This is a genomic window from Pyxidicoccus sp. MSG2, assembly GCF_026626705.1.
Lineage (GTDB): Bacteria > Myxococcota > Myxococcia > Myxococcales > Myxococcaceae > Myxococcus.
In genome coordinates, this window is the sequence record NZ_JAPNKC010000001.1 from 5,120,611 (window position 1) to 5,143,645 (window position 23,035).

Consider the following 23,035-nt stretch of genomic DNA (forward strand, 5'->3'; position numbering starts at 1 on the left):
ACAGCCCGGCTCCGGCGGGATGCCGTCCCGCGCCGTCACCGGCCAGGCCCCCCGGCGCTTCTTCCGCGCCACAGAGCATTGCGGACGCTCACGCCCGCGCCAGTTGCTCCCGCACCAGCGCGCGCAGCACGTCCGCGGCCAGCGGCTTGAGCAGGCACCGCCCCGGCGGCAGGCTCTCCAGGAACGCGCGGGCCTCCGGAGTGAAGGCCCCTCCGGTGATGAACACGACGCGCTCGCGCTGGTCCGGCGCCACCTCGGAGAGCTGGTGGAAGAAGGCCTCGCCGCTCATCTCCGGCATCATCACGTCACACAGCATCAGGTCGAACCGCTCGCCCTGGGACAGGCGGTCCAGCGCCTCGCGGGCGCTCGACGTGCTCTCCGCCGCGAACTCGTTCGCCAAGAGCCGGGCCACGCCGCGCGCCACCAGCGGCTCGTCGTCCACCACCAGGAGCCGCGCCTTCGCCTTCTTCGACGCCACCACGCCCTGCTCCAGCGCCCGGACCGCCTGCACCTCCACCCCGGCGTCCGCGGGCGCGGGCGGCAGCACCACGCGGAAGCGCGTGCCCTTCCCCACCTGGCTCTCCACCTGGATGTCGCCCCCGAGCACGCTGACGATGCCGTGGCAGATGGACAGCCCCAGCCCCGTGCCCACGCCCACCGGCTTCGTGGTGAAGAACGGGTCGAAGATGCGCTCCAGGTGCTCCGGGGCGATACCGGCCCCCGTGTCCGCCACCTCCACCACCGCGCGCCCCTGCAAGTCCGTGAAGGTGGTGAGGACAATCTCGTTGCGCTCCACCTGCCCGTCCGGAATCGCCTGCGCGGCGTTGACCAGCAGGTTGAGGAACACCTGCCCCAGCCGCGCCTCGTTGGCCACCACCAGCGGCACGTCTCCCAATTCGCGGCGCACGCGCGCCCGGTGGCGCACCTCGTTGGCGCAGATGGACAGCGCGCTCTCCAGCACGGGTCGCACGTCCAGCGGACGCGTGGACTCCTCGTCGCCGCGGCTGAACGTCTTCAAGTCCCGGACGATGTGGCGCACCCGGCCCGCGCCCTCGCTCGCGTCGCGCAGCGCCTCCGCCAGCCCCTGCAGCGTCGACACCGGCACCTGCGCCGTCTCACCCCGCGAGGCCTCCAGCAGCGGCTCCAGGCGCTCCAGCACGAACTGCTGGTTGCCGATGACGTAGGACAGCGGGTTGTTGATTTCGTGCGCCACGCCGGCCGCCAGCGTGCCCACGCCGGACATCCGGTCCGACAGCCGCAGGCGCTCCTCCATGCGCCGCGCCTCCGTCACGTCGCGCGCCACGGAGACCACCGCCGGGTGTCCCCCGAAGCGCAGCACCACCCCGCCCACCTGCGCGAGCGCCACCGTGCCGTCCCGGCGCATCACCCGCGCCAGCCGCTCCGGGAGCACCGCGCCCTGACGCACCGCCTGCATCCGCTCGCGCCACTGGGGATGCTCCTCCTTGGGCAGGTGGTCGAAGACGGAGTGTCCGACCGAGTCCTCCAGCCGCTCGTAGCCCATCAACTCCAGCGACGCCTGGTTGGCGTACACCGCGCGGTCGTCCTGGTACACGGTGAGGGCGATGGGCAGCCGCTCGATGAGCAACCGCAGGCTGCGCTCTCCCTCGGCGGACGTGTCCAGCGCCGTCTTCAGCTCCGAGTTGGCGGTCGCCAGTTCCTTCGTGCGCTCCTCCACGCGCTCGCTCAGCTCAATCGCCCGCGCGCGCAGCCGACCCACGCGCCAGCGGTAGGTGCCCAGCGCTCCGCCCACCAGCGCCAGCCCCACCGTGAAGAGGAAGCCCGGGGACTCGAAGAAGCGCGCGGGCCGGTGCAGCAGCACGCCCGTCTCCACCGGGCCCCAGCGCCGGTCCGCGGCTTCGGCCTGCACGCGGAAGCGGTACTCCCCCGGGGGCAGGTTCGTGTAGTACGCCACGCGCCGGTCTCCGGCCTCCACCCAGCCCGAGTCGAACCCCTCCAGCCAGTAGCGGTAGCGCACCTTCTCCGGCGCCACGAAGGTGAGCGCCGCCCAGTGCAGCTCCACGTCCAGCACCCCCGGCGGCAGCCCCTTCTCCGGGTCCACCACCTGCCCGCGAGACAGCACCTGGGTGATGTGCAGCGGCGGGGGGATGCGGGGCCGGGGCTCGGCGGAGGCGGGGACGCGCACCGCGCCCATCACCGTGGGGAACCACAATTCCCCCGTGCGGGTGCGCAGGCTGGCGGCATTCGAGTAGCTGTTGCACTCGATGCTGCGCATCCCCTCCGAGCGCCCATACGTCACCGTATGGACGCGCTCGGCGCGGCCGGCGAAGAAGTCCGCGAGCTCGCTCTTGGGCACGCGGTAGAGGCCGCGGTTGCTGCCCATCCACAGGTGGCCGCGGTGGTCATCCACCACGGACAGCAGGTTGTTGACGAGCAGCCCGTCCCGCCCGCGCGCCACCTTCACGCCCTCTGCATTCACGCGTGCGAGCCCGTCGTCGGTGGCCGCCCACAGCGTGGACGGGTCGTCCGCGTCCAGCACCAGCCCGCTCACGTCCCGCCCCGCCAGCACGCGCTCCGGGCCCGCCTTGCGCACCACGCCACTGGCGTCGAGGAAGTCCAGCCCCGAGGCCGAGCCCAGCCACAGCCCGCCCCCGGGCGCCTCGCGGATGTTGGTGACGGTGTCCTTGGACAACCCGTCCTCCGTGGTGAAGACGCGCCAGTGGCCCTCGAAGAGGCGGGCCAGCCCTCCTCGCGTGCCGAACCACAGGGCGCCTTCGCGGTCCTCGAAGAGGGAGTAGACGATGTTGCTCGGCAGCCCGTCCTGGGTGGTGAGCAGCTCGAAGTGGCCGTCGCGGAAGCGGCTCGCCCCCACGCTGGTGGCGAGCCACAGCGTGCCCGCGCGGTCCTGGAGGATGTCGAGGATGCGGCCCTGGGGGAGCCCTTCCGCCGCGCCATAGCGGGTGAGCTGCCCGTCCTTCCACCGGTGGAGCACGCCTCCGGAGGTGCCAATCCACACCGCGCCCTCGCGGTCCTCGTACACGCTCCAGACGAAGTCGTCGGCGAGCCCCTCGGGCGTGCCCACCACGTCCAGCTCGGGGCGGCGCAACTGATGGAGGCTGGCGGAGAAGGTGCCCACCCACAGGCTGCCCTCGGTGTCCTCGAGGAAGGCCACCACGCCCGCGTTGGGCGTCACGGCCTGGGTCGGCGTGTACTTGCCGCGCTTCAGGCGCCCGAAGCCCGCCGTCTCCGTGCCCACCCACAGCCCGCCGTGGCGCGACACGCGCAGGGCGGTGATGCGGGCGGGGACCTCGGGCGGCCCGGGCTCGAAGCCTCCCTCGGTGGTGCGGCGCCACAGCCCGTTGGTATGCGTGCCCACCCAGAGCGTGCCGTCGGCGTCCACGGTGAGCGCCGTCACGTGGTCCAGCGGGCCGGGCGGACTCACGCGCTCGGCGGAGTCCTCGCGCACGTGCCACAGGCCGGCCGTGCGGGTGCCCACCCACATCCCCATCTTCGACGGCACCAGCGAGCTGACATCCAGGTTGGCGAGCGCCGGCACGAAGGTCAGTGGGCGGTCCGCTCCCAGGCGCGCGAGGCCATGGTCCGTGCCCACCCACAGCGTGCCGTCCGGGGTGCGCTCCAGCGCGGAGACGCGATCTCCGCCCTGCCCGGGGCGGGTGGGCAGGTGGGTGATGCGTCCCTCGGAGAGGCGCACCAATCCGCAGCCGGCGGTGCCCGCCCACAGCGTGCCGTCCGGCACGGTGGCCAGGGCCATGACCTCCTCGCACGGCATGCCGGCGGCCTGGTCCAGCACCGTCCAGGTGCGCCCGTCGAAGCGGGCGAGGCCCTCCTGGGTGCCGACGAAGAGGTGGCCGTCGGGCGCCTGGGCCAGGGCGAGTGCGGAGCTCTGCGGGAGCCCGTCGTCCAGGCCCCACACGCGGTGCAGCGCCCCGACGAGCGGCACGTCGGGCTCCTGGGCGCGGGACGTCCCCGCCAGGAGCAGCGTGAGCACGGCGAGCGCCATGAGGTGACGCGGCGTCACCGTCGACCTGTGTTGCGCGGACAAAGAAGAAGCCCCCGGGGAGAAACGGGGGGGTGAGCCTACATCAATCCGGGGGTGGCCAGCCGCCCCCCCACCGTTCGAAGTGATGGACCCATCGAGTCAGGCTCCACCCGTCGCACGCGGAGTGTTAAGAAGGGCCCCCCGCAAGGAGCGTCATGCCCGTCCTCGCCATCGGAAACATCGAGAAGGTCCGTGCGCTCGCGGCCAACGCCCGCGTGCTGTTGCTGGGCGGGGCGCGCGCCTCCGCCTCCAGCCGCGTCACCGCGTACGAGCCGGGCTCCAACAAGGTGCTGTGGAGCACCGAATTGCCCTCCGCAGTGCTCGCCCTCGCCCTCTCCGGCGAGCGCTGGGCCGCCGCCGGTGCCGACGGCACCCTGCACTTCGGCACCCTCTCCGACGGCAAGACGCCCTTCCAGCTCCACGGCGTCCACCCCGGCGGCGCCACCGCGCTCGCGTCCAGCGCGGACGGGAAGAAGCTCTTCAGCGCCGGCCTGGACGGCACCGTGCGCGCCTGGGACTGGGAGTCCACGCGCAAGCTGAACGAGTGGAAGGCGTCGCCCCAGCCGCTACGCGCGGTGGCGGTGGACCCGTCCGGCACGTACGTGGCGTGTGGCGGCGATGACGGCGTGGTGCGCTCCTTCACCGTGGCCACCGGCGCCCGGCGCGACATGCCCGGCCACGAGGGCGCCGTGCGCGCGCTCACCTTCACCCCGCGCGACGGGCGCCTCGTCTCCGGTGGCGACGATGGGAAGCTGCGCATCTGGTACCTCGTCGGCGCGGTGGAGTTCGAGGTGCGCGGCGACAAGGACTCCGGCCATGCCGGCTCCGTGCTCGCCCTGCTCTTCCCGCCCACGCCCGCCGCCGAGCCCGGCGGTGACGAGCCCGCCGACCGCATCTGGTCCGCTGGCAGCGACGGCAAGGTCAAGGCGTGGCGCCTGGACGAGCGCCGCAAGCCGCGCACGCTGGAGGTGGGCAGCAAGGCGGTGAACGCCCTCACCTTCGTGCCGGCGCAGGGCCGGCAGGCGAAGTCGACGCTGGGCTCCGTCTTCGCGGCCGGAGAGGACCGCCGCACGCACCGCTACGGCGTGGCGGTGGACGGCAAGCCTGGCGACGACCACGACTCCTACCAGCATGGCTTCGACCTGCTGACGGAGTCCCTCAAGGCCGGCCGTCCCAAGCGCGAGGCGTCGGTGCGCGAGGCCGCCGCGCTGGACGAGGCCGAGGCGCTCGACTTCGTCCTCCAGGTGCTCGGCTCGGACAAGGAGGCGGAGGTGCGCCGGCTGGCCGCGCAGGAGCTGGCCGCCAAGGGCCGCACCGCCGCGCGCCCGAAGCTGCGCGAGCGCCTCAACGACGACCACCCCATGGTGCGCAAGGCCGCGCTGGCCGCGCTCCAGACGCTGGAGACCGAGTCGCCCCTGGCCGCCCCGCGCGCCGCGCTGGACTCGCGCTTCGCGGACATCCGCGTCTCCGGCCTGGAGACGCTCGCGCTCCTGGGCGGCACGTCCCCGCTGGTGCCGGGCCTCATCGCCGGAAAGCTCGCGGACGGCGAGGCCGCCGTGGGGCTGGCCGCGCTGGACGCCCTCACCGAAGTCACCCCGGGCGGCAGCACCGAGCCCCTGCGCACCGCCTTCGAGCGTGGCCCCGCGCACCTCAAGGTGGAGGTGCTCATCCGCGCCGCCGGGGCCGGCCTGCTGGGCCATGCACAGCTCCAGCCGCTGGCCGCTCGCGCGCTGGACGACTCCGACACGGACGTGCGCCGCGTGGCCTTCACGGTGCGCGTGCTGGAGCGCCGCGCCCTGGCCCACGCGTTGGAGTCGCGCGACGAGGACTTCGCCCGCGCCACCCGCGACGTGGCCCGCCGGATCGCCCAGCGTGCGCGCCGTGCCCAGGGTGTCGCAGCCAACGCGCCGCTCACCGACGCGGAGGTGCAGGCCGCTCGCGACGCGCTGCCCGCACAGGGCACCGTCGGTGGCGCGCTCGTCGAGTCGGATTTGGAGCCACTGCTCGCCGCCATGGCCTGCCGCACGGCGGACACGGCGGTGCGGGGCGCGCGCGGCCTGGCGCAGCTCGGCGATGGCCGGGCGCTGGGCGCGCTGCTCCAGCTCTCCCGTGAGCCGGAGTCCGCCATCCGCCGCCAGGCCGCCACCTCGCTCCAGGCGCTGCAGGACGCCCGGGCCCGTGAGCGGCTGGTGTGGATGCTGGACGACGCGGACGCGGACGTGCGCGCCGCCGCGCTGGACGCGGTGGTGGCGCTCGACGTGGAGGCGCCCCTGTCCGCCGCCGAGGCCGCGCTGCGCTCCGGCCACGAGGACGTGCGCGTGCGCGGCCTCGACAGGCTGGTGAAGCTGGGCACGGCGACGCAGGGCGCGGAGCCGCTGCTCGGAGACGCGCTGGAGGACGAGTCCGCCAAGGTGCGCGGCGAGGCCTTCCGCACGCTGTGGGCGTGGAACGAGAAGGTGCCCGAGAAGGCGCTGGACCGCGCGCTGTCCGGCCGCTTCCCGGACCTGCGCAACCGCGCGGTGGAGGTGCTCTCCCAGCGCGGCACCGAGGGCTGGGCGCTGGAGCGCCTGCGCAAGTCGGTGGAGGACCGCGACGCGGGCGTTGCCACCGCCGCGTACGAAGCGTGGGTGAAGCTGGCTGGCAAGGAGAAGCCGGAGCCGCACCTCGCGGCGCTCGCGTCCACGCATGCCGCCCTGCGGATTGCCGGCGCGAAGGGCTCCGTCCACGCGCCCGTGGAGACGCTGCGCTCGCCGCTGCTGAAGCTGGTGCAGGACGAGAATGTCGATGTCGCCGTCGCCGCACTGGAGGCGCTCGACAAGCTGGTGCCGAACGAGAATGGCCCGCTGCTGGCGGGCATCGCCTCGGCCGCCCTCTACGTGCGCGTGCGCGCCGCGGAATTGCTGGCCCCGCGCGGCGCCGAGGACATCATCGAGCCGATGCGGGTCCTGATTACGGACAAGGACCTGGAGCGCCTCTACCCGCCCGCGTTCCTCAACCCGCTGCGCTACCGCGCCTCGCGCGCGCTGGCCTCGCTGGGCTCGCGGCGGCTGCTCAACTTCTTCGCCACCGTGCTGGTGCCGCACGAACTGAGCGACATCCAGGAGCAGGGCGCCCGCGGCCTCGCCACCGCCAGTCGCCGGGGTGACGAGGGCTACCTGCTGGACGCGCTGGGGCACGCCAACGTGGCGGTGCGCTCGTGGGCCGCGGACGGCCTGTCCCGCCTGGGCGACGCGCGCGCCCTGCCGGTGCTCACCGGCAACCTGCGCAATGACCACCTGCCGATTCGGCTCGGCGCCATCCTCTCCTTCGCGGCCCTGGGCCCCGACGGCGACGGTGGCCTGCTGCACGGCCTGGAGGACCGCGCCCGCGAGGTGCAGGAGATGGTGTTCGCCATCGTCCTTGCCCGGGACTTGCGCGCCAACCGCCGGGGCGAGCCGCCCGACCTGCTCACCAGCGCCCTCTCCAGCGGCAGGCCGGAGGTGCGCTACGCCGCGGCCCGCGCGCTGGAATTGCGCACGGAGGCGGACGCGTCGCGCGGCCACCTGGTGGAGGCCCTGCTGCCGCCGCGCCCGGAGAAGGCCGGCGACATGAAGGAGTGGCCCGCCGAGGAGGACCGCGCCAAGCGCATGGTCGGCCTCGCCGAGGCCCTCTCCAGCGACCAGCCCGAGCAGCGCTACGCGGCGGCCCAGGTGCTGCTGCTGCGCAACAAGCCGCTCGACTACTTCCGCGAGGCGCAGAAGGTGGCCCGCCCGCGCACGCTGGAGGCCCCGTGGAAGCCGGAGACGGCGCCCACCACCTCGCCCGTGTCGGCCACGCCCGCGAAGAGCTGGCTGCGGCGCCTCTTCTCGGCGGTGAAGCCGGGAGTGCCGGGCGCCTCGCCCGAGGCGGCCACCAGCGCGGAGCGGCAGCACCTGCGCCGGCTCGCCTTCGGCGCCTACGTGGGCCTGCTGCGGCAGGTGTCCGCGGGCGACGACGAGGGCCACCGCGTGCGCCGCGACGCCGTGGACCGCGTGGTGAAGCTCACGCAGGAGGGCTACGCCGGCACCCCCGCCGCCGTGGCCGCCCTGCTGCGCGCCCTGGAAGACCCGCACCAGCTCGTCCGCAAGGCGGCGCTCGCGGGACTCAAGGAGCTGTACCCCGCCGGCAGCGACGAGCCGCTGTCGCTCGCCCTGGCCTCGCTGTCCCCGGACGTGGCCCGCGCCGCGCTGGATGAGCTGACGGAGCGAGGCGACGTCGCGAAGCCGCGCATCGCCGCCGCGCTCAACTCGCCGCTGGCGGACGTGCGCCGCTACGCCTTCGAGCTGCTGGAGAAGCTCAGCCCGCCCGGCAGCCTGGAGCCGCTGCTGGCCGCGCTGGGCAGCGAGCACGCGGACCTGCGCGTCGGGGTGATTGAGCGGCTGGCCGGTGCCAACGACTCGCGCGTCACCGAGGCGCTGGGCCGGGCCATGGCCAGCGAGCACGAGGATTTGCGCCTGCGCGCCTCGGAGCTGCTGGCGTGGCGCGGGGATGACCGCGCGGTGGAGGTGCTCGCCGCCTTCCTGCGCTCGGAGAACGTGGCCGCCGCGAAGCGCTCGGTGGAGGCCCTGGCCCGGCTGGCCACGCCCGCCGCCGTGGGCGCCCTGGCCGCTCGGCTCGCGGCCGCTCCGGACGCCAACGAGCGGCAGCGACTGGTGGTGGCGCTCGGCAACACGCACCGCGCGGAGGCCCTGGACGTGCTGGCCCGCCGCTGCCTGGAGGACGAGTCCGCCGCCGTGCGCGCCGCCTGCGTCACCGCCGCGATGAACGTGGCCGGCGTGGACGTGAAGAAGCGCGACGCGGCGCTGGCCGTGCGCTTCCTGCGCCAGGCGGTGAAGAGCCAGGACGCGGCGGTGCGGCAGGCCGCCGTGAAGGAGCTGGAGCACGGCGCCGAGGCCGGCCAGTCCGAGGTGCTGGTGGGCCTCTTCGCCGACCGCGACGTCACCGTGCGCGCGGAAGCGGTGGCCCGCTACGCGAAGCGCGTCATCGAGCACGGCGCCAGCGTGGAGCCCCTGGAGGAGGTGCTGCGCGGCGGCGCCCGCGAGCTGATGCTGCCCGCCGCCGAGGGCGTGGCGCACCAGGGCCGTGCCAGCGCGCTGCGGCCCCTGCTCCTGTACGCCCGCGCCGGCGAGGACGGGCAGCGCGAGCGCGCCCTGCTGGCCCTGGGCACGCTGGGCGACGCGCGCGCCCTCTCCGAGCTGGAGACGGTGGCCGCGGGTGGCACGCCGGAGGCTCCGACCGAGCCCTCCATGGTGGCCGCCGCGATTGAGGGCCTGGGCCGCCTCGCCGCGAAGCTGCCGGACGGAGAGGACCGCCGCCGCGTCGAGGAGAAGGTGGAGACCGTCGCCGTCGAGGGCACCTCCCTGGACCTGCAGCAGGCCGGCATCCGGGGTCTGCGCGCCATCGGCGGTGAGCGGGCTCGCGTGAAGCTGGAGGCGCTGCTCGGCGACCCGGACACGGACACGGACGTACGGACCACGGCGGCGCAGGAACTGGCGAAGCTGAAGGACCCGGAGGCGGAGACCGCCCTCGCCCTCGCGCTGGACGACGACGAGGAGGACGTGCGCAAGGAGGCGCGCAAGGCGCTCGACGTGCTCTTCCCGAACGAGCGCACGCGGGTGGAGTTCCACGCCGTGGCCAGCCGCTACTCGGACGTCTCCGAGCCGGCGGCCGCGTACCTCTCCGACGAGGGCGACCCGGCGCTGCTGGTGCCCCGACTGGCCACGCTCTCCAACGTGGCCCTGCGCCTGAGGCTGCGGCGGGGGCTCGCCCGGCGCGGCGCCCTGCCCGTGCCCGAAACGGTGGCGCTGCTCGGAAACGACAAGCCGGAGGCCCGCGAAGAGGCGGCGTCCCTGGTGGGCACGTGGACGGGTGAGGCGCGAGAGACGGGCAAGGTGGACGTGGCCGCGGTGTCCCGCGCGGTGGTGACGGCCGAGCGCCGCACCGCCACCGAGTGGGCCGCGGCGCCCGCGCCCAGGCGCAAGCCGCTGTCCGCCGCGTGGGAGCGGCTCCTGTGGGCCGGCTCCCGCCTGGGGGCCTCCACCCTCTTCGACTCCGCGCGCACCATCCTCCAGGGTGGTGAGGCCGGAGCCCCCGCCCGCGTCCGGCAGGAGGCCGCGCGCGTCCTCGGTCGGCTGGGCACGCCAGGCGGCACGCTCCAGTCCGCCGCCGTGCTCTCCGACAAGGAGCGCACCGCCGCGGCGGAGACCCTCCGCGCTGCGCTGAGCGACCCGGACGCCCAGGTGCGCGCCGCGGCGGCTGCCGCGCTGGCGAAGCTCGCCCCCGAGCGCGCCACCACGTGGGCGCTGGAGGTGAAGCCCTTCGACCCGGTGGCCCTGGGCCCCACGGGTGTGAAGCCGACGCCGGACGCGCTCACCACCTCCGAGGGCCGCCGCCTCACCGTGCCCGCGCTGCTGGGTACGAAGGCCGTGGAGCCGCTGCTGGCCCTGGCCCGGAGCACGAAGGCCGACGTGAAGCAGGACGCCTGGGCCGCGCTGGGCCGGGCGGGTGGTGACGACGCGGCGAAGCTGCTGCACGATGCCGCCTTCGACAACTCGCAACCCGTGGACGTGCGCAAGGCCGCATGGCGCGCCCACAAACGTGCACGCCGCGCCGCCGAGCGCACCCGGAAGGAAGGGACTCCGTCGTGACGACCGCCACCCGTCATCCCGTCGAGCTGCGCTACGCCACCGCGAGCGACGTGGAGGCCGCGCCGGACGCCTCGCGCGTGCTGCTCTCCCTGGAGGGCTCGCGCGGCACCGTGGGCGTGCGCGGCCGCGTGAAGGACTCCGCCCTCTTCCGCGACGCGCTCGCCGCCACCTTCGGCATCCTCTCCTCGGACTTGCGCTACCGGGGCAAGGACCGCACCGCGTACCTCGCGTACCTCATGAAGCAGGGGAAGCGGGCCAGCGCGCAAATCTGGGAGGCGCAGAAGGCCTTCCTCGACAACGCGCTGGAGGGTGAGGAGAAGAAGGACGCGGTGCTGGACCCCGTCCTCACCGTGGACCCGGACAGCGTGTCGCTCGAGGTCTTCTCCCGCGACGAGAGCGCCTACGCGCGCCTGTCCTTCGACAACGCCCTCTTCGACGGCCGCGAGGCCGCGCACGGCTCCACCTTCCTGGACGTGCCCCCGGAGCTGCCCGCCCGCCTCGACCGGCTGCGCACCTACGTGCCCGTGTCGCTGGAGGCCCACGTCGCCCTGCCCGCGCGTCCCTCGCAGCCCGCGCGTGAGCCGCGCAACGTGGAGGTACCGCACGCGTGGCTGCGCGGCTTCCTCCAGGTGCAGTCCGCCGCCACGCTGCCGGCGAGCACCTGCCAGCTTGCGCCCGTGGACCTCTACAACCTCCTCTTCGCGCTGCGCACCCGCAAGGCGAAGAAGGCCCCGCGCGCGCTGCGCTTCGAGCTCGTCCCCGGCGCCCCGCCCCGGCTGGTGCTGGAGCCGTGGGAGCTGGTGCTGGAGGCCCACGGCGGCACGTACACGGGCAGCGCCCCCGCGGTGGTGCGCACCTTCGGCCGCCAGCGCCTCGCCGCGCTCGCGCGCCTGCTGCCCCATGCGCACTCGGTGCGGGTGCAGCTCCTGGGGCCCGGCCTGCCGGTGTTCTGGGTCATCGACATGGGCGCGGCCACGCTGACGCTCGGCCTCACGGGCTGGACGGAGAGCGGCTGGTCCTCCGCCGCCGCCTTCGACGCCCTCATGCCCCGCGCGGTGCCGGACGGGCTCGCGGAGAAGCTGCGCAACCGGCTGCGCGCGGAAGGGCCTCTGTCCTTCGAGACGCTCGTCGCCAACGCCGGCGCGCCCAAGGAATCCGTGCGCGCCGCGCTCCAGTTGGAGTGCCTGCGCGGGCGCGTCCTCTTCGACGTGGCCCGGGGCGAGTACCGCCCGCGCGAGCTGATGCCCACCCCGGTGGACGAGGCCGTCATCCGCTACGGCAGCGAGCTCGAGGCGCGCGCCCACCGCCTGCTGGAAGGCGCGGGCGAGGTGAAGCTGACCAAGGTGCACGAAGTCGTGGGCGAAGGCACCCGCATCCACGGCGAAGTGGTGGACCGCGAGGCCGTGCGCAGCTTCTTCCCCAGCTTCATGCTGGACGTGGAGGGCCGCCTGCGCGAGGCCAACTGCGGCTGCCCGCACCACCGCCGCTCCGGCGTTCGCGAGGGCCCCTGCGAGCACCTGCTCGCGCTGCGCCTGGCGTACTCTCGCCGCCGCGCGGAGGAGGAGGCGCTTCGCCAGACGCCGGAGGGCCGCAAGCTCATCCGCGCGGAGACGCGTTCCTACGTGCGCCGCGACGCGGAGAGTGGCCTCGAAACCGTGTACCGCGTGTCCCTGGACGGGCAGGTGGTGGCGGTGGAGTGGGGCCCGCGCACTGGCGAGTCGCGTCACCAGCGGCTCTGGTTCGACTCGGATGCAGAGGCGCGCGGGGCCTATTTCTCGCGCCTGGAGAAGTTGGCGGCTGAAGGCTACATCGACGCGGCCTCGGCCTTGGTGTAAACCCCCTATTCACGGCCCGGCTGCCTCAGCGGCGGCCGGCAGGACTGGAGCGACGGAACGACGACGAGATGCGCTTCACGCGCGAGCAGCCGAGAGAGGTCTGGAGTGCATCAGCCTGAGCGCCTCGAGCGCGGGAGCGGTGTTGCGCCGCTCCGGTTGGAATGCAGGACACTCTCCGCAAGGTAGCCTGTTCTTGGCTCTCTCACTCCTAGGCACTGCGCCCGGGGTGGGTAGCTGAGCCAACGACGCGAACGCCGTTTACCCACCCCGGGCGCAGTGCCTAGGAGTGGAGAGCCGGTGAGGCTACCGTGCCCCAGGTAAGATGGTGGTGCTTTCCCGGCCTCCCTCGACTGCTCGCGCCACGTCCCGTCCGATGCCGCCGCGCCCGCCCAAGGTGCTGACATGACCGCCAGGCTGGAGTCGTTCGTCCCCGCAGCTTCGCCGCAGGCCGTCCCCACCCCCGCGCCCTCGGCCCCCGCCGCCAACGCCGTCTCCCAGCGCGAGGTCCGCCGCGCCGCCCACGAGGCGCTCCTCCTTCGCGCCAAGGCGATTGAAGAGTCCGGCGGCGCCGACTCCTGGGTACAGAGCCAGCTCGTCTCCAAGGGCATCGCCGTCAGCGACCTCGACTTCTCCAAGGCGTCGGAGAAGGAGAAGACGGCCTGGAAGGAGAAGAAGAAGGCCGAGGCCACCGAGCGCCGCGCCCTGGAGCGCCAGGCCCACGAGGCGTGGAAGGCCACCCACGTCGGCCACCTGGGCGCGGGCGTGCACTGGGAAGAGGACGCCGGAGCCGACAAGTTCGACGTCGCGGACCGCGAGGAGCGCGCGAAGGCGAACGGCCTGGCGGAGCTGGGCTCGGCGGAGGCGCTGGCGAAGGCGCTGGGGCTGAGCGTGTCCAAGCTGCGCTGGTTCGCGTTCCACCGCGAGGTGGACACGGCCACGCACTACATCAGCTGGAAGATTCCGAAGCGCGACGGCGGCTCGCGCACGATTACGTCACCCAAGCCGGAGCTGAAGGCAGCGCAGCGCTGGGTGCTGGCGAACGTGGTGGAGCGGCTGCCGGTGCACGGCGCGGCCCACGGCTTCATCGCGGGGCGCTCCATCCTCACCAACGCGCTGGCCCATGCCAGCGCGGACGTGGTGGTGAAGGTGGACCTCAAGGACTTCTTCCCCTCCGTCACGTGGCGGCGGGTGAAGGGCCTGTTGCGCAAGGGCGGCCTGCCGGAGAACACCTCCACGCTGCTCGCGCTGATGGCCACCGAGGCCCCGCGCGAGGCGGTGGAGTTCCGCGGCAAGCTGCTGCACGTGGCGAAGGGCCCGCGCGCGCTGCCGCAGGGCGCGCCCACGTCACCGGGAATCACCAATGCGCTGTGCCTGCGCCTGGACAAGCGCCTCTCCGCGCTCGCGAAGCGGCTGGGCTTCGCGTACACGCGCTACGCGGATGACCTGACGTTCTCCTGGACGAAGGCGAAGCAGCCCAAGGCGAAGCGCTCCCAGCGTCCGCCGGTGGCGGTGCTGCTGTCGCGCGTACAGACGGTGGTGGAGGGCGAGGGCTTCCGCCTGCACCCGGACAAGACGCGCGTGGCGCGCAAGGGCACGCGGCAGCGGGTGACGGGTCTGGTGGTGAATGAGGCGAAGGCAGGCCAGCCCGCGGCGCGAGTCCCGCGCGACGTGGTGCGCCGGCTGCGCGCCGCCATCCACAACCGCGTGAAGGGCAAGCCGGCCCGTGAGGGCGAGTCGCTGGACCAGCTCAAGGGCATGGCCGCCTTCATCCACATGACGGACCCGGCGAAGGGCCGCGCCTTCATGGAGCAGCTGTCGAAGCTGCAGGAGAAGGAGCCCGCCCCGGCGGCGTGACGCTCACGGCGCTGCCGGAGCCTCGGGCGCCTGGGGTACCTCGGGCGCCCTGGCAGGCAGCAGCGCCGCATCCAGGAAGGCCCGCAGCCTACGCGGGTACTCCACGGGCTCCGTCGCGGCGAAGTTCCCGTGCCCCGCGCCCTGAATCCGCCACGTCTGCGCGTACTCGCGGACCTTCGCGAACAGCTCATCCGCGAGCGGCTGTCCGGACTCCTCCGTCCCCATGACGATGAGGAGCGGGCGCGGGCGGATGCGCTCCACCGCGTCAATCGTCCGCACCTCTTCCAGCGCAATCCCGCGCCGCCAGAACGGCACCAGCGCGCCCGACTGCGACACGAAGCCGAAGCGCCGGAAGTCATACGCCGCCGCCAGCCATAGCGTGTTGAACGGGGACAGCAGCACCACCGCGCGCACCTTCGGGTCCTTCGCCGCCACCTCCGCCACCGCCGCGGACCCAATCGAGAAGCCGAGCGCCCCCACCCTCTCCGGGTCCACGTCCGGCTGCGCCCGCACGAAGTCCAGCGCGGCCCGCACGTCCAGCCGCTCCTTGTCGCCCCACGTGGACGTCGCGCCCTCGCTCTCGCCATGGGCGCGCAGGTCGAACAGCAGCACGCCATACCCCGCGGCCTTCAGGATGCGCGCCTCCGGCAGCAGGTCCGCGCGCGTCTGTGACAGGCCATGCGCCATCACCACCGCGGCGCCGTTGCGGGAAGGCACGTACCAGCCCCGCAGCACCAGCCCGTCAGCCGCCACCAGCCTCACGTCCCGGGCCTCCGCCAGGTCCGCGGGCTTCTCGGCCTTCGGCTTCGGGTAGTGGAAGTACCCCTCCGAGTGCCGCCACGCCCGCCCGAACACGGCCAGGGCAGCGAGCAGCCCCAGCGCCAGCACTCCACCCACCAGCCACCGCCACTTCATGTCCGCCTGTCCTCCTCGAAGCGGCGCCCGGCCGCCTGTCCACTACCCGCCGGGGGGCTCACATCCGAGTCAGGTCAGCTTACACTCGCTCTTCTTTTCACAGGGCCCCCCGGCCCTGTCGCACCAGGGATGCTGTGAGCTCGTCCAGGATGAACTTCGATGCGGTGGTGGTGGGCTCGGGCGCGTGTGGCGGTTGGGCCGCCAAGCAACTGACGGAGGCCGGGCTGCGCGTGCTGGTGCTCGAGGCCGGCCGCACCGAGCGCGCCGACAAGATGCTCTGGACGTGGCACCGGCTCCGCCAGAAGGTGCTGCGCTACCGCACGGAGACGGATGAGCGCCGCAAGGAGCGCCAGCCCATCCAGTCCACCACCTTCGCGTGGCCCTTCCACCCCCACGCCTTCGTGGACGACGTGGACAACCCCTACACCACGCCGGACGACCAGCCCTTCACCTGGATTCGCGCGCGGCAGGTGGGCGGACGCACCTCGGTGAAGGCGCACGGCCGCCAGTTCTACCGGCTGTCCGACTTCAACTTCAAAGCCGGCAGCCGCGACGGGCAGGGCCCGGACTGGCCGCTGGCGCTGACGGACCTGGTGCCGCACTACGAGACGGTGGAGCGGTGGATGGGCCTGCGCGGCAACGCGGACGGGCTGGACACGCTGCCCGACTCCGTCTTCGCCGAGTCCATCTCCATGATTCCCGCGGAGCAGCGCCTCAAGGAGCGCGTGGAGCGCCGCTGGCCCGAGCGCCGCGTCGTCGTGCGCCGCACCGCCAACGCGCCCGTCACCCTCCCGGCCGCCATGAAGACGGGCCGCCTCACCCTGCGCACGCACGCGGTGGTGAGCCAGGTCCTCTACGACGCGAAGACGGGCCGCGCCACCGGCGTCGCCTTCGTCGACGCGGAGTCGGGCAGGACGTACGAGGCCCATGGCCGCATCGTCGTCCTCGCGGCGGGGACGATTGAGTCCACGCGCCTCCTGCTCCACTCGCGCAACAGCGCATTCCCGGACGGGCTCGCCAACTCCTCGGGGCAGCTCGGCCGCAACCTGATGGACCACACGTACCTGCTCGGCCTGGAGGCACGGATGAACCTGCCCGCCGAGCAGCAGCGCAACGAGCAGAGCTGGGCGTACATCCCCCAGTTCCGCAACGTCGCCGAGCGCGCGCCCGACTTCGCGCGAGGCTACGGCGTGCAGGTCTTCACCTTCGGGGACAACTGCCACTTCGTCCCCTTCGGGGAGATGGTGCCCAGCGCGGACAACCGCGTGACGCTGAGCCCCACCGTGAAGGACCGCTGGGGCATCCCCGCCGCGCACATCGACTGCAAGCACTCGGACAACGAGTTGAAGATGAGCCGGGACGCCGTGGCCACCTGCCAGGAGATGATGAAGGAGGCCGGCTTCACGGTGGAGAAGGTCAACGACACGCTGTCCACGCCGGGCATGGCCATCCACGAGGTGGGCACCGCGCGGATGGGCACGGACGCGAAGACGTCCGTGCTCAATCCCTTCAATCAGAGCTGGGACGTGCCCAACCTCTTCGTCACCGACGGCTCCTGCTTCGTGTCCCAGGGCCCGCAGAACCCCACGCTGACGATGATGGCGCTCACCGTGCGCGCCTGCGACTACATGGTCGGCGAGCTCAAGTCCGGAAGGCTGTGAGCCCCACCTGCGCCGGGCGCTAACGCCGCGCCCGGCGCCCGTGGAGCGACGCGCCCACGAGCAGCATGGACGCCAGCACGAGCGCCACCGGCCCGAGCCAGTTCCCCCAGGCCAGCGCCAGTGACGACAGCGGCGCGGTGACGGGCACGCGCATCACGAGCCCGGAGCGCTGGTTGTCATCCACCTCGGCCACCACCGCGCCGGTGGCGTCGATGAGCGCGGACACGCCCGAGTTCGTCACGCGCACCTGGGGCCGCCGCGTCTCGATGCTGCGAAAGGCCGCGTGCGCCAGGTGCAACCGGGGCGCGGGCGTGCCGGAGAACCACGAGTCATTCGACAGCGTGAGCAGCAATTCCGCGCCCTGGCGCACGCTGTCCGCGACGTACGAGGGGAAGATGGACTCGTAGCAGATGAGCGGCGCGACGGTGAGCGAGCGTCCGTCGCGCAGCCGGAAGCTCACCGCCTTCGGGCCGGGGCCGCGCTTCCAGCGGCCGGTCCACGGCAGCCACTCGCGCAGCGTCGGCGTGTCGATGGAGTCGGGAACCCACTCCGTCAGCGGGAAGAGCATCGTCTTGCGGTACGCCGTGTGCTCCAACCGCTCGCCGCGCGCATCCGGGCCCAGGAACATGGCGGCGTTGAACTCGCGCTCGCCGTCCAAATCGTAGGTGCCGAAGACGAGCGGCACGCCGCGCTGGGCGACATAGCCGGCAATCTCCGCGTCCAGCTCCGCGCCCGCCTCGCTGCGAGGCGTGCCGAAGGTGGTGGGGTACACCGTCTCCGGCCACACCAGGAAGTCCACGGGCCCCGAACGCAGCAGCCCGTCGGACAGCTCGTAGTGCGTGTCGAGAATCATCCGCACCACTTCGTACGTGCCGCGCTCGGCCTTCAGCTTCTCGTAGTTGGTGATGTTGGCCTGCACGGCGCCCACCACCAGCCCCGGCTCACGCCGCGTCGCCTCCGTCACCTGCGCGTGGCGGAAGGCGCCATACCCCGTCAGGGCGAGCACCAACGTCACGGCCACGGCCACCGGAACCCCCGCGCGGCGGCGCTCAGCAGGGGCGCGAAGGGACTGGAGCGCCGCGAGCACGCACTCGTTGACGAGCAGCAGCACCAGCGTGAGCCCGGGAGCGCCCGCCACGTCCGCGCCCTGCCGCAGCCACTCCTGGGTCACCAGCCCCAGTCCGAGCGAGTCGGCGAAGAGCTTCGGCGCGAACCACTCCACGCCCACGTACACGAGCGCGGTGACCACGGGAGGCAGCCACGACAGGCGCGGACTCGCATCCACCGCACGCCGCGCGACATACCGGGCCAGCGCCGCGAGCGGGAACTGGAGCTGCACCACGGGCGACATCAGCAGCAGCGCAAGCCAGCACACCCACAGCGGGGCCTGCGAGTACGACTGCACCGAGCCCGCGAACCAGCCAAACACCGCCGCCGAGAACACCGCGCCAAGCGCCAGTCCCAGCCCCAGCGCCTCGCGCCGCGAGCGTGCCCCATCAACCACCGCGAGCCACGGCACCAGCGCCACCCAGCCCAGCAGCGTCCACGGCATCCGCAGCCCGGAGAACAGCGCCAGCATCCCCGTGGCGGCGACGACACCGAGCAACGCCACGGCCAGGCGCCGCGTACGGCCCGCTCTCGCCTCCGTCACGGTGCGGCCCCGGCCTCGGCGCCCTCGGGCAGCTGCAGCATCTGGATGGGCAGACCCGGCGGCGCCATCTCCGCGGGCACCACGCGGTTCTCCGGCAGGGGAATGGGCTCGCCGCGCTCGTCCTTCATCTCGAAGTCGGGATGGAACATCAGGATGGCGGCCACGCGCTCACCGTTGTCGGTGGACTGGTAGTGGCGCACGAAGCCGGGGGGCAGCTCGAAGTCCTCGGGCACGACGATGCCGCGCTTCATGGGCTTGGTGCCGGGCCGGTAGAGCTGCGTGCCCGTGGGCCCGGTGTAGGGCTGCTCCGGTTCCTCCACGGGAGTCGGGTTCCCCGCCAGCTCGGATGGCGGCGTGGCCACGGGCTGCGGGCGCTGAGCGACTGGACGCCGCACGGGAGCCTGGACCGCCATCGGCGGCGGCGCCTGGACGACGGGAGGCGGCACCTCGAGCACCGCCTCCACCTCCACTTCCGAGGAGCTCAGCCAGACACTCAGGCCGATGCACGCAACGAGGAAGACGAGCGCGCCGCCCACGAGCCACACGCCCATGCCGCGGCCGGAGCGCGTGGGAGCAACATGCGTGACGCCATCGCTGTCGACGCGTCGTCCAGGAGCTGGGTGCTGCGGCTTCATGCTCGCCCTCGCCCGCGAACCACCGGGCTGCGTATGCTACGGAGCGCCATCCCCCGAGGCAATGCGGCCCCCACCGGTCGACGCAGCCCGCCACTCTCGCTCGCCACCATGAGTCCCACGTCCACCGCCACGGCCTCCGGCACACCCTCGGTCACGACTCCTGACAGCGCACCCGCCCCCGAGCGCTTCACGGTGCACGCCTGGACTCCGCTCGTACGAGGCGTCGGCCTGGCGGCGCGAGGGCTGATGCTCGGCTGCCTGCTCTTCTTCAGCGGCTGGCTCATCCTGGACGCCGTGCTCCCGGGCCAATACCCCCTTCCCCCCGGACCGCTGGTGTGGGGCCTGGGGCTCGGAGTGCCGCTACCGTGGCTCCTCTCCACGGTGCTCCGCTGGAGCACCCGAGCGACGGCGGAGGTGGATGACACCCACCTGCTGCTCACGCTGCGCAGCGGCGCTCGGATGGAGCTTCCCTACGAGGCCGTGGAGTCCGTGCACCCCTGGAAGCTGCCGCTGCCGGGTCCCGGGCTCTCGCTGCGCATGAAGTCGGGGCGCACCTTCAGCCACGGCCTGGAGGTGGAGGACGCGGTGCCGCTGCTCACGGCGCTCGGCTGGCATGTCCCACAGCTGGGCACGGCGCGGGAGCACCCGCTGGTGCGCTACGCCCAGGCGAGGCACACGTTCTGGCGTCGACGCTGGTACCACTTCGTGGGCAAGCTGGTGCTCTACCCCATGCTGCCCACGGGCATCTTCTTCCAGCTCGGCCAGCGCATCACCTTTGGTAGCCCCTTCGGTGAGTACAAGATGTACGGGCTCGCGGCCTGGCTGCGCTCGTTCGGGCGAGACTACTCGCAGGTGTTCGTGAACTTCCTGCTCTTCGCCTGCTTCTTCCGAGCACTGGTGGAGGGGGTGTCCTTCGCGGCGGCCTGGCTCACGCCCTCCTACGCACGAGGCGTGCGGCGCGGCGCCGAGTGGCTGAACCGGTTCGCCTACTACGGGGTGCTGATGGCGCTGCTCCTCGTGCGCATCCTCGTGGGCTACTGAGCAGCACGAAGTCGTCCGTCCGGAAAAGACAAAGGCCCCCGACCCGCGTGTGGAAGGTCGGAGGCCCTGTCGAAGCGCTCACCCGCGGTGTGCGGGTGCGGGCATCACGGCGTGGCGGGATTGAACTTCGAGGACTCCCAGCCCATCTTGTCGTGGCCGTTCTTGTTCCACTCGGGATTCTTGCCGCCGGGCATCTGCGCGTCGGTGAACTGGGGCGCGGCCGTGCCGGAGCCGGTGCCGCCGAAGATGCCCACGCTGACGGTGGTGCCGAAGTAGGTCGGGTGCGTGTTGTCCGACTGGATGTAGTCGTAGCTGGTGCTGGCGTTCACGAAGTGCGTGTTCGCATCGCGCAGCGTGGAGCGCAGCGTGGAGGAGATGCGCGTGACGTACGCGTCCTCCGTCTCGCCCGCGCGGTAGCGGAGGGCGTCGGAGTCCACCTGCCCGTCACCGTTGGAGTCGTACTCCGCGCCCATCATCTCCGCGAACGAGTCCGCGCACTGGAAGCCGTACTGCGCCGCCAGGTTGCAGGTCCGCCAGTTGCTGCGCGCCAGCAGCGGCAGGAACTTGGTCTGCTTGTTGATGGTCGCCCCGGTGGCCGAGTCACGGCAGGCGGTCTGCACGTTGTCCGCGGCAAAGCCCGGGTAGAAGATGTTGGAGACGATCTTCACCTTCGCCGTCGTCGCGTACTGGTTGATGGCCTGCATGGCCCGCTCGGTGTACGTGGTGCAGGCGGTCAGCGCGCTCTCCAGGACGGAGTAGTTACAGGTGCCCGTCTGGTCCGTGAAGGCAGTGCGGGCCTGCAGGTAGTCGTTGCCGCACATCTCGAACATCACGACGCGCGTGTTCGTCGCCTGCATGTACGAGCGCTCGGAGACAATCTTGTTGTTGTAGATGTCGTCGGCCTTGGCGCCGGACTTGGTGCGGCGGTACACCTCGATGTCCGCGTTCCACTTCTGCGCCAGGTACTCGCCCTGCACCGTCGGAGCGGCGCGACGGGCCACGGCGCTGAGGCCGCCGTTGTAGCCGGCGTAGATGGAGTCGCCGTACGCCACCACGCGGTACTTGGTGGTGGCCGTGGACCGGTCGATGGTCCACGAGACGTTCTGGTTGATGGTGCTTGCCATCGCGCTACCGCTGACCGTGAAGGCCGCGCACATGGCGACGAAGGACATCCCGCTGCGACGGAAGGACATGCCCCGCTCCTTTGATTTCTACCCGTGGGGGTTTTTGGGGGGAGCAGGACCGTACACGCAGTTGATTCGAGAATCACTCCGAATCCGGAATAACGCGTCATGTCAGAAAACACCGGTGAACTCAGACTCCGACTTTTGTCGCAGTGCGCTGTTGTCCAGATGACGCAATGCAACGTTTGACGCAATGTTTCACCATGTCTCATGGGGACCTAGAGTGCGCGGCGTGAGTCCTTCGCGTGGTGCCCGAGCACTGGCGCAGTGGCTGCTGCTGGGCGGGGTGGTGGGATGTGTGTGCGGGGTGGCATCGGCGGTGTTCCTGTACCTGCTGGACCGGGCCACGCACTTCCGCGAGTCGCACGAGGCGCTCGTCTACGCGCTGCCTCTGGCGGGGCTGCTGCTGGGCGCGGTGTACGGGCGGTGGGGCGGGCCCGTTCGCGGGGGCAACAACCTGGTGCTGGACGCGGTGCACGAGGACGACGCGCAGGTCCCGCTGCGCATGGCGCCCATGGTGCTGGTGGGCACGGTGCTGACGCACCTGTTCGGAGGCAGCGCGGGCCGCGAGGGCACGGCGGTGCAGATGGGCGGCAGTCTCGCGGACGTGCTGGCGCGCCGCCTCGGCGTGGGGCCGGACACGCGGCGGGAGATGCTGGCGGCGGGAATCGCGGGCGGGTTCGGCTCGGTGTTCGGCACCCCGGTGGCGGGCGCCGTCTTCGGACTGGAAGTCGTGGTGGTGGGGCGCCTGGGCTACGAGTCGCTGCTGCCCGCGCTGGTGTCCGCGGTGGTGGGCGACCTGGTGACGCGGGGGCTGGGCATCCACCACACGGTGTACCCGGTGCCCACGGCGCTTCCGCTCACGGCGTGGGTGCTGGCGAAGTGGCTGGTGTTCGCGGTGGCCGTCGCCGTCGTGGCGGTGGTGTTCGTGGAGCTGACGCACCGGCTGAAGAAGGAGTCCGAGAAGCGTGTGCCGTGGCTGCCGGTGCGGATGGCGCTGGGCGGCGCGGCGGTGGTGGCGCTGTGGAAGCTGTCGGGGACGAGCGAGTACCTGGGTCTCGGCGTGCCGGGAATCCTGCGCGCCTTCGTGGACCCGGCGCTGCCCGTGTCGGCCTTCGCGTGGAAGCTCGTCTTCACCGCGGTGACGCTGGGCGCGGGGTTCCTCGGCGGCGAGGTGACGCCGCTGTTCTTCATCGGCGCGGCGCTGGGCAACGTGCTGGCGCGGTTGCTCGGGCTGCCGGTGGACCTGGGCGCGGCGGTGGGGCTCGCGGCCCTGTTCGCGGCGGCGGCCAACACGCCGCTGGCGCTGTCCATCATGGCGGTGGAGTTGCTGGGCGCGAGCGTCCTGCCCCACGTGGTGATTGTCGCCACGGTGGCGTACCTGCTCACGGGACACCGGGGCATCTACCCCGCACAGCGGATTGCTCGGCTGAAGCACGGCGGGCCGCTGCTGCGGAGGCTGGTGCCGCTGCGCGAGCTGCCCGGGGAGGACACCGCGAACCCCACGCCCCCCGGGCCGCGAGCGCCCGAATAGGACGCCGCGAACCCCACGCGC

The 23,035-nt window shown here is 72.7% G+C and carries 11 protein-coding genes; 6 read left to right on the plus strand and 5 right to left on the minus strand.

The features are described from left to right. Nucleotides 1-88: 88 nt before the first annotated feature. Nucleotides 89-4,018 (minus strand): two-component regulator propeller domain-containing protein, encoded by a 3,930-nt coding sequence (locus OV427_RS19860; protein WP_267857698.1) that lies wholly within the window; start codon nt 4,016-4,018, stop codon nt 89-91. A 176-nt stretch (nt 4,019-4,194) separates the two neighbouring features. Here OV427_RS19860 and OV427_RS19865 point away from each other — a divergent pair, with 176 nt between their 5' ends. From OV427_RS19865 to OV427_RS19875, 3 genes are all read left to right on the plus strand, one after another. Then, nucleotides 4,195-10,704, plus strand: a complete 6,510-nt coding sequence (locus tag OV427_RS19865; RefSeq protein WP_267857699.1) for a HEAT repeat domain-containing protein — start codon at nt 4,195-4,197, stop codon at nt 10,702-10,704. After that, nucleotides 10,701-12,539, plus strand: a complete 1,839-nt coding sequence (locus tag OV427_RS19870; protein WP_267857700.1) for an SWIM zinc finger family protein — start codon at nt 10,701-10,703, stop codon at nt 12,537-12,539. The genes OV427_RS19865 and OV427_RS19870 overlap by 4 nt, the downstream gene beginning before the upstream one ends. 402 nt (nt 12,540-12,941) lie before the next feature. Beyond that, the gene (locus OV427_RS19875) at nt 12,942-14,393 is read left to right on the plus strand and encodes a reverse transcriptase family protein (RefSeq protein WP_267857701.1); all 1,452 of its coding nucleotides are present in this window, start codon (nt 12,942-12,944) and stop codon (nt 14,391-14,393) included. Nucleotides 14,394-14,396: 3 nt separating this feature from the next. Here the strand turns inward: OV427_RS19875 and OV427_RS19880 are convergent, their stop codons facing one another. After that, nucleotides 14,397-15,308, minus strand: coding sequence for an alpha/beta hydrolase (locus OV427_RS19880; protein WP_267857702.1), 912 nt, complete (start codon nt 15,306-15,308; stop codon nt 14,397-14,399). A 149-nt stretch (nt 15,309-15,457) separates the two neighbouring features. On the opposite strand from OV427_RS19880, the gene OV427_RS19885 reads away from it, so the two are divergent. Further along, nucleotides 15,458-16,969 (plus strand): GMC oxidoreductase, encoded by a 1,512-nt coding sequence (locus OV427_RS19885; RefSeq protein ID WP_267857703.1) that lies wholly within the window; start codon nt 15,458-15,460, stop codon nt 16,967-16,969. A 19-nt stretch (nt 16,970-16,988) separates the two neighbouring features. Here OV427_RS19885 and lnt read toward each other — a convergent pair whose 3' ends face one another. Then, a complete protein-coding gene (gene lnt / locus OV427_RS19890) occupies nt 16,989-18,548 on the minus strand; it encodes an apolipoprotein N-acyltransferase (RefSeq protein WP_267863451.1) in 1,560 nt (519 codons plus the stop codon). Between the two features lie 68 nt (nt 18,549-18,616). Further along, on the minus strand, nt 18,617-19,255 hold the full coding sequence (locus tag OV427_RS19895; RefSeq protein WP_267857704.1) for a hypothetical protein: 639 nt from the start codon (nt 19,253-19,255) through the stop codon (nt 18,617-18,619). 108 nt (nt 19,256-19,363) lie between these two features. On the opposite strand from OV427_RS19895, the gene OV427_RS19900 reads away from it, so the two are divergent. Next, nucleotides 19,364-20,296 (plus strand): hypothetical protein, encoded by a 933-nt coding sequence (locus tag OV427_RS19900; protein WP_267857705.1) that lies wholly within the window; start codon nt 19,364-19,366, stop codon nt 20,294-20,296. A 104-nt stretch (nt 20,297-20,400) separates the two neighbouring features. Here the strand turns inward: OV427_RS19900 and OV427_RS19905 are convergent, their stop codons facing one another. Further along, nucleotides 20,401-21,489: an SGNH/GDSL hydrolase family protein gene (locus OV427_RS19905; protein WP_267857706.1), complete on the minus strand. Its 1,089-nt coding sequence runs from the start codon at nt 21,487-21,489 to the stop codon at nt 20,401-20,403. A 184-nt stretch (nt 21,490-21,673) separates the two neighbouring features. On the opposite strand from OV427_RS19905, the gene OV427_RS19910 reads away from it, so the two are divergent. Continuing rightward, nucleotides 21,674-23,014 (plus strand): chloride channel protein, encoded by a 1,341-nt coding sequence (locus tag OV427_RS19910; RefSeq protein ID WP_420718270.1) that lies wholly within the window; start codon nt 21,674-21,676, stop codon nt 23,012-23,014. Nucleotides 23,015-23,035: the final 21 nt, after the last annotated feature.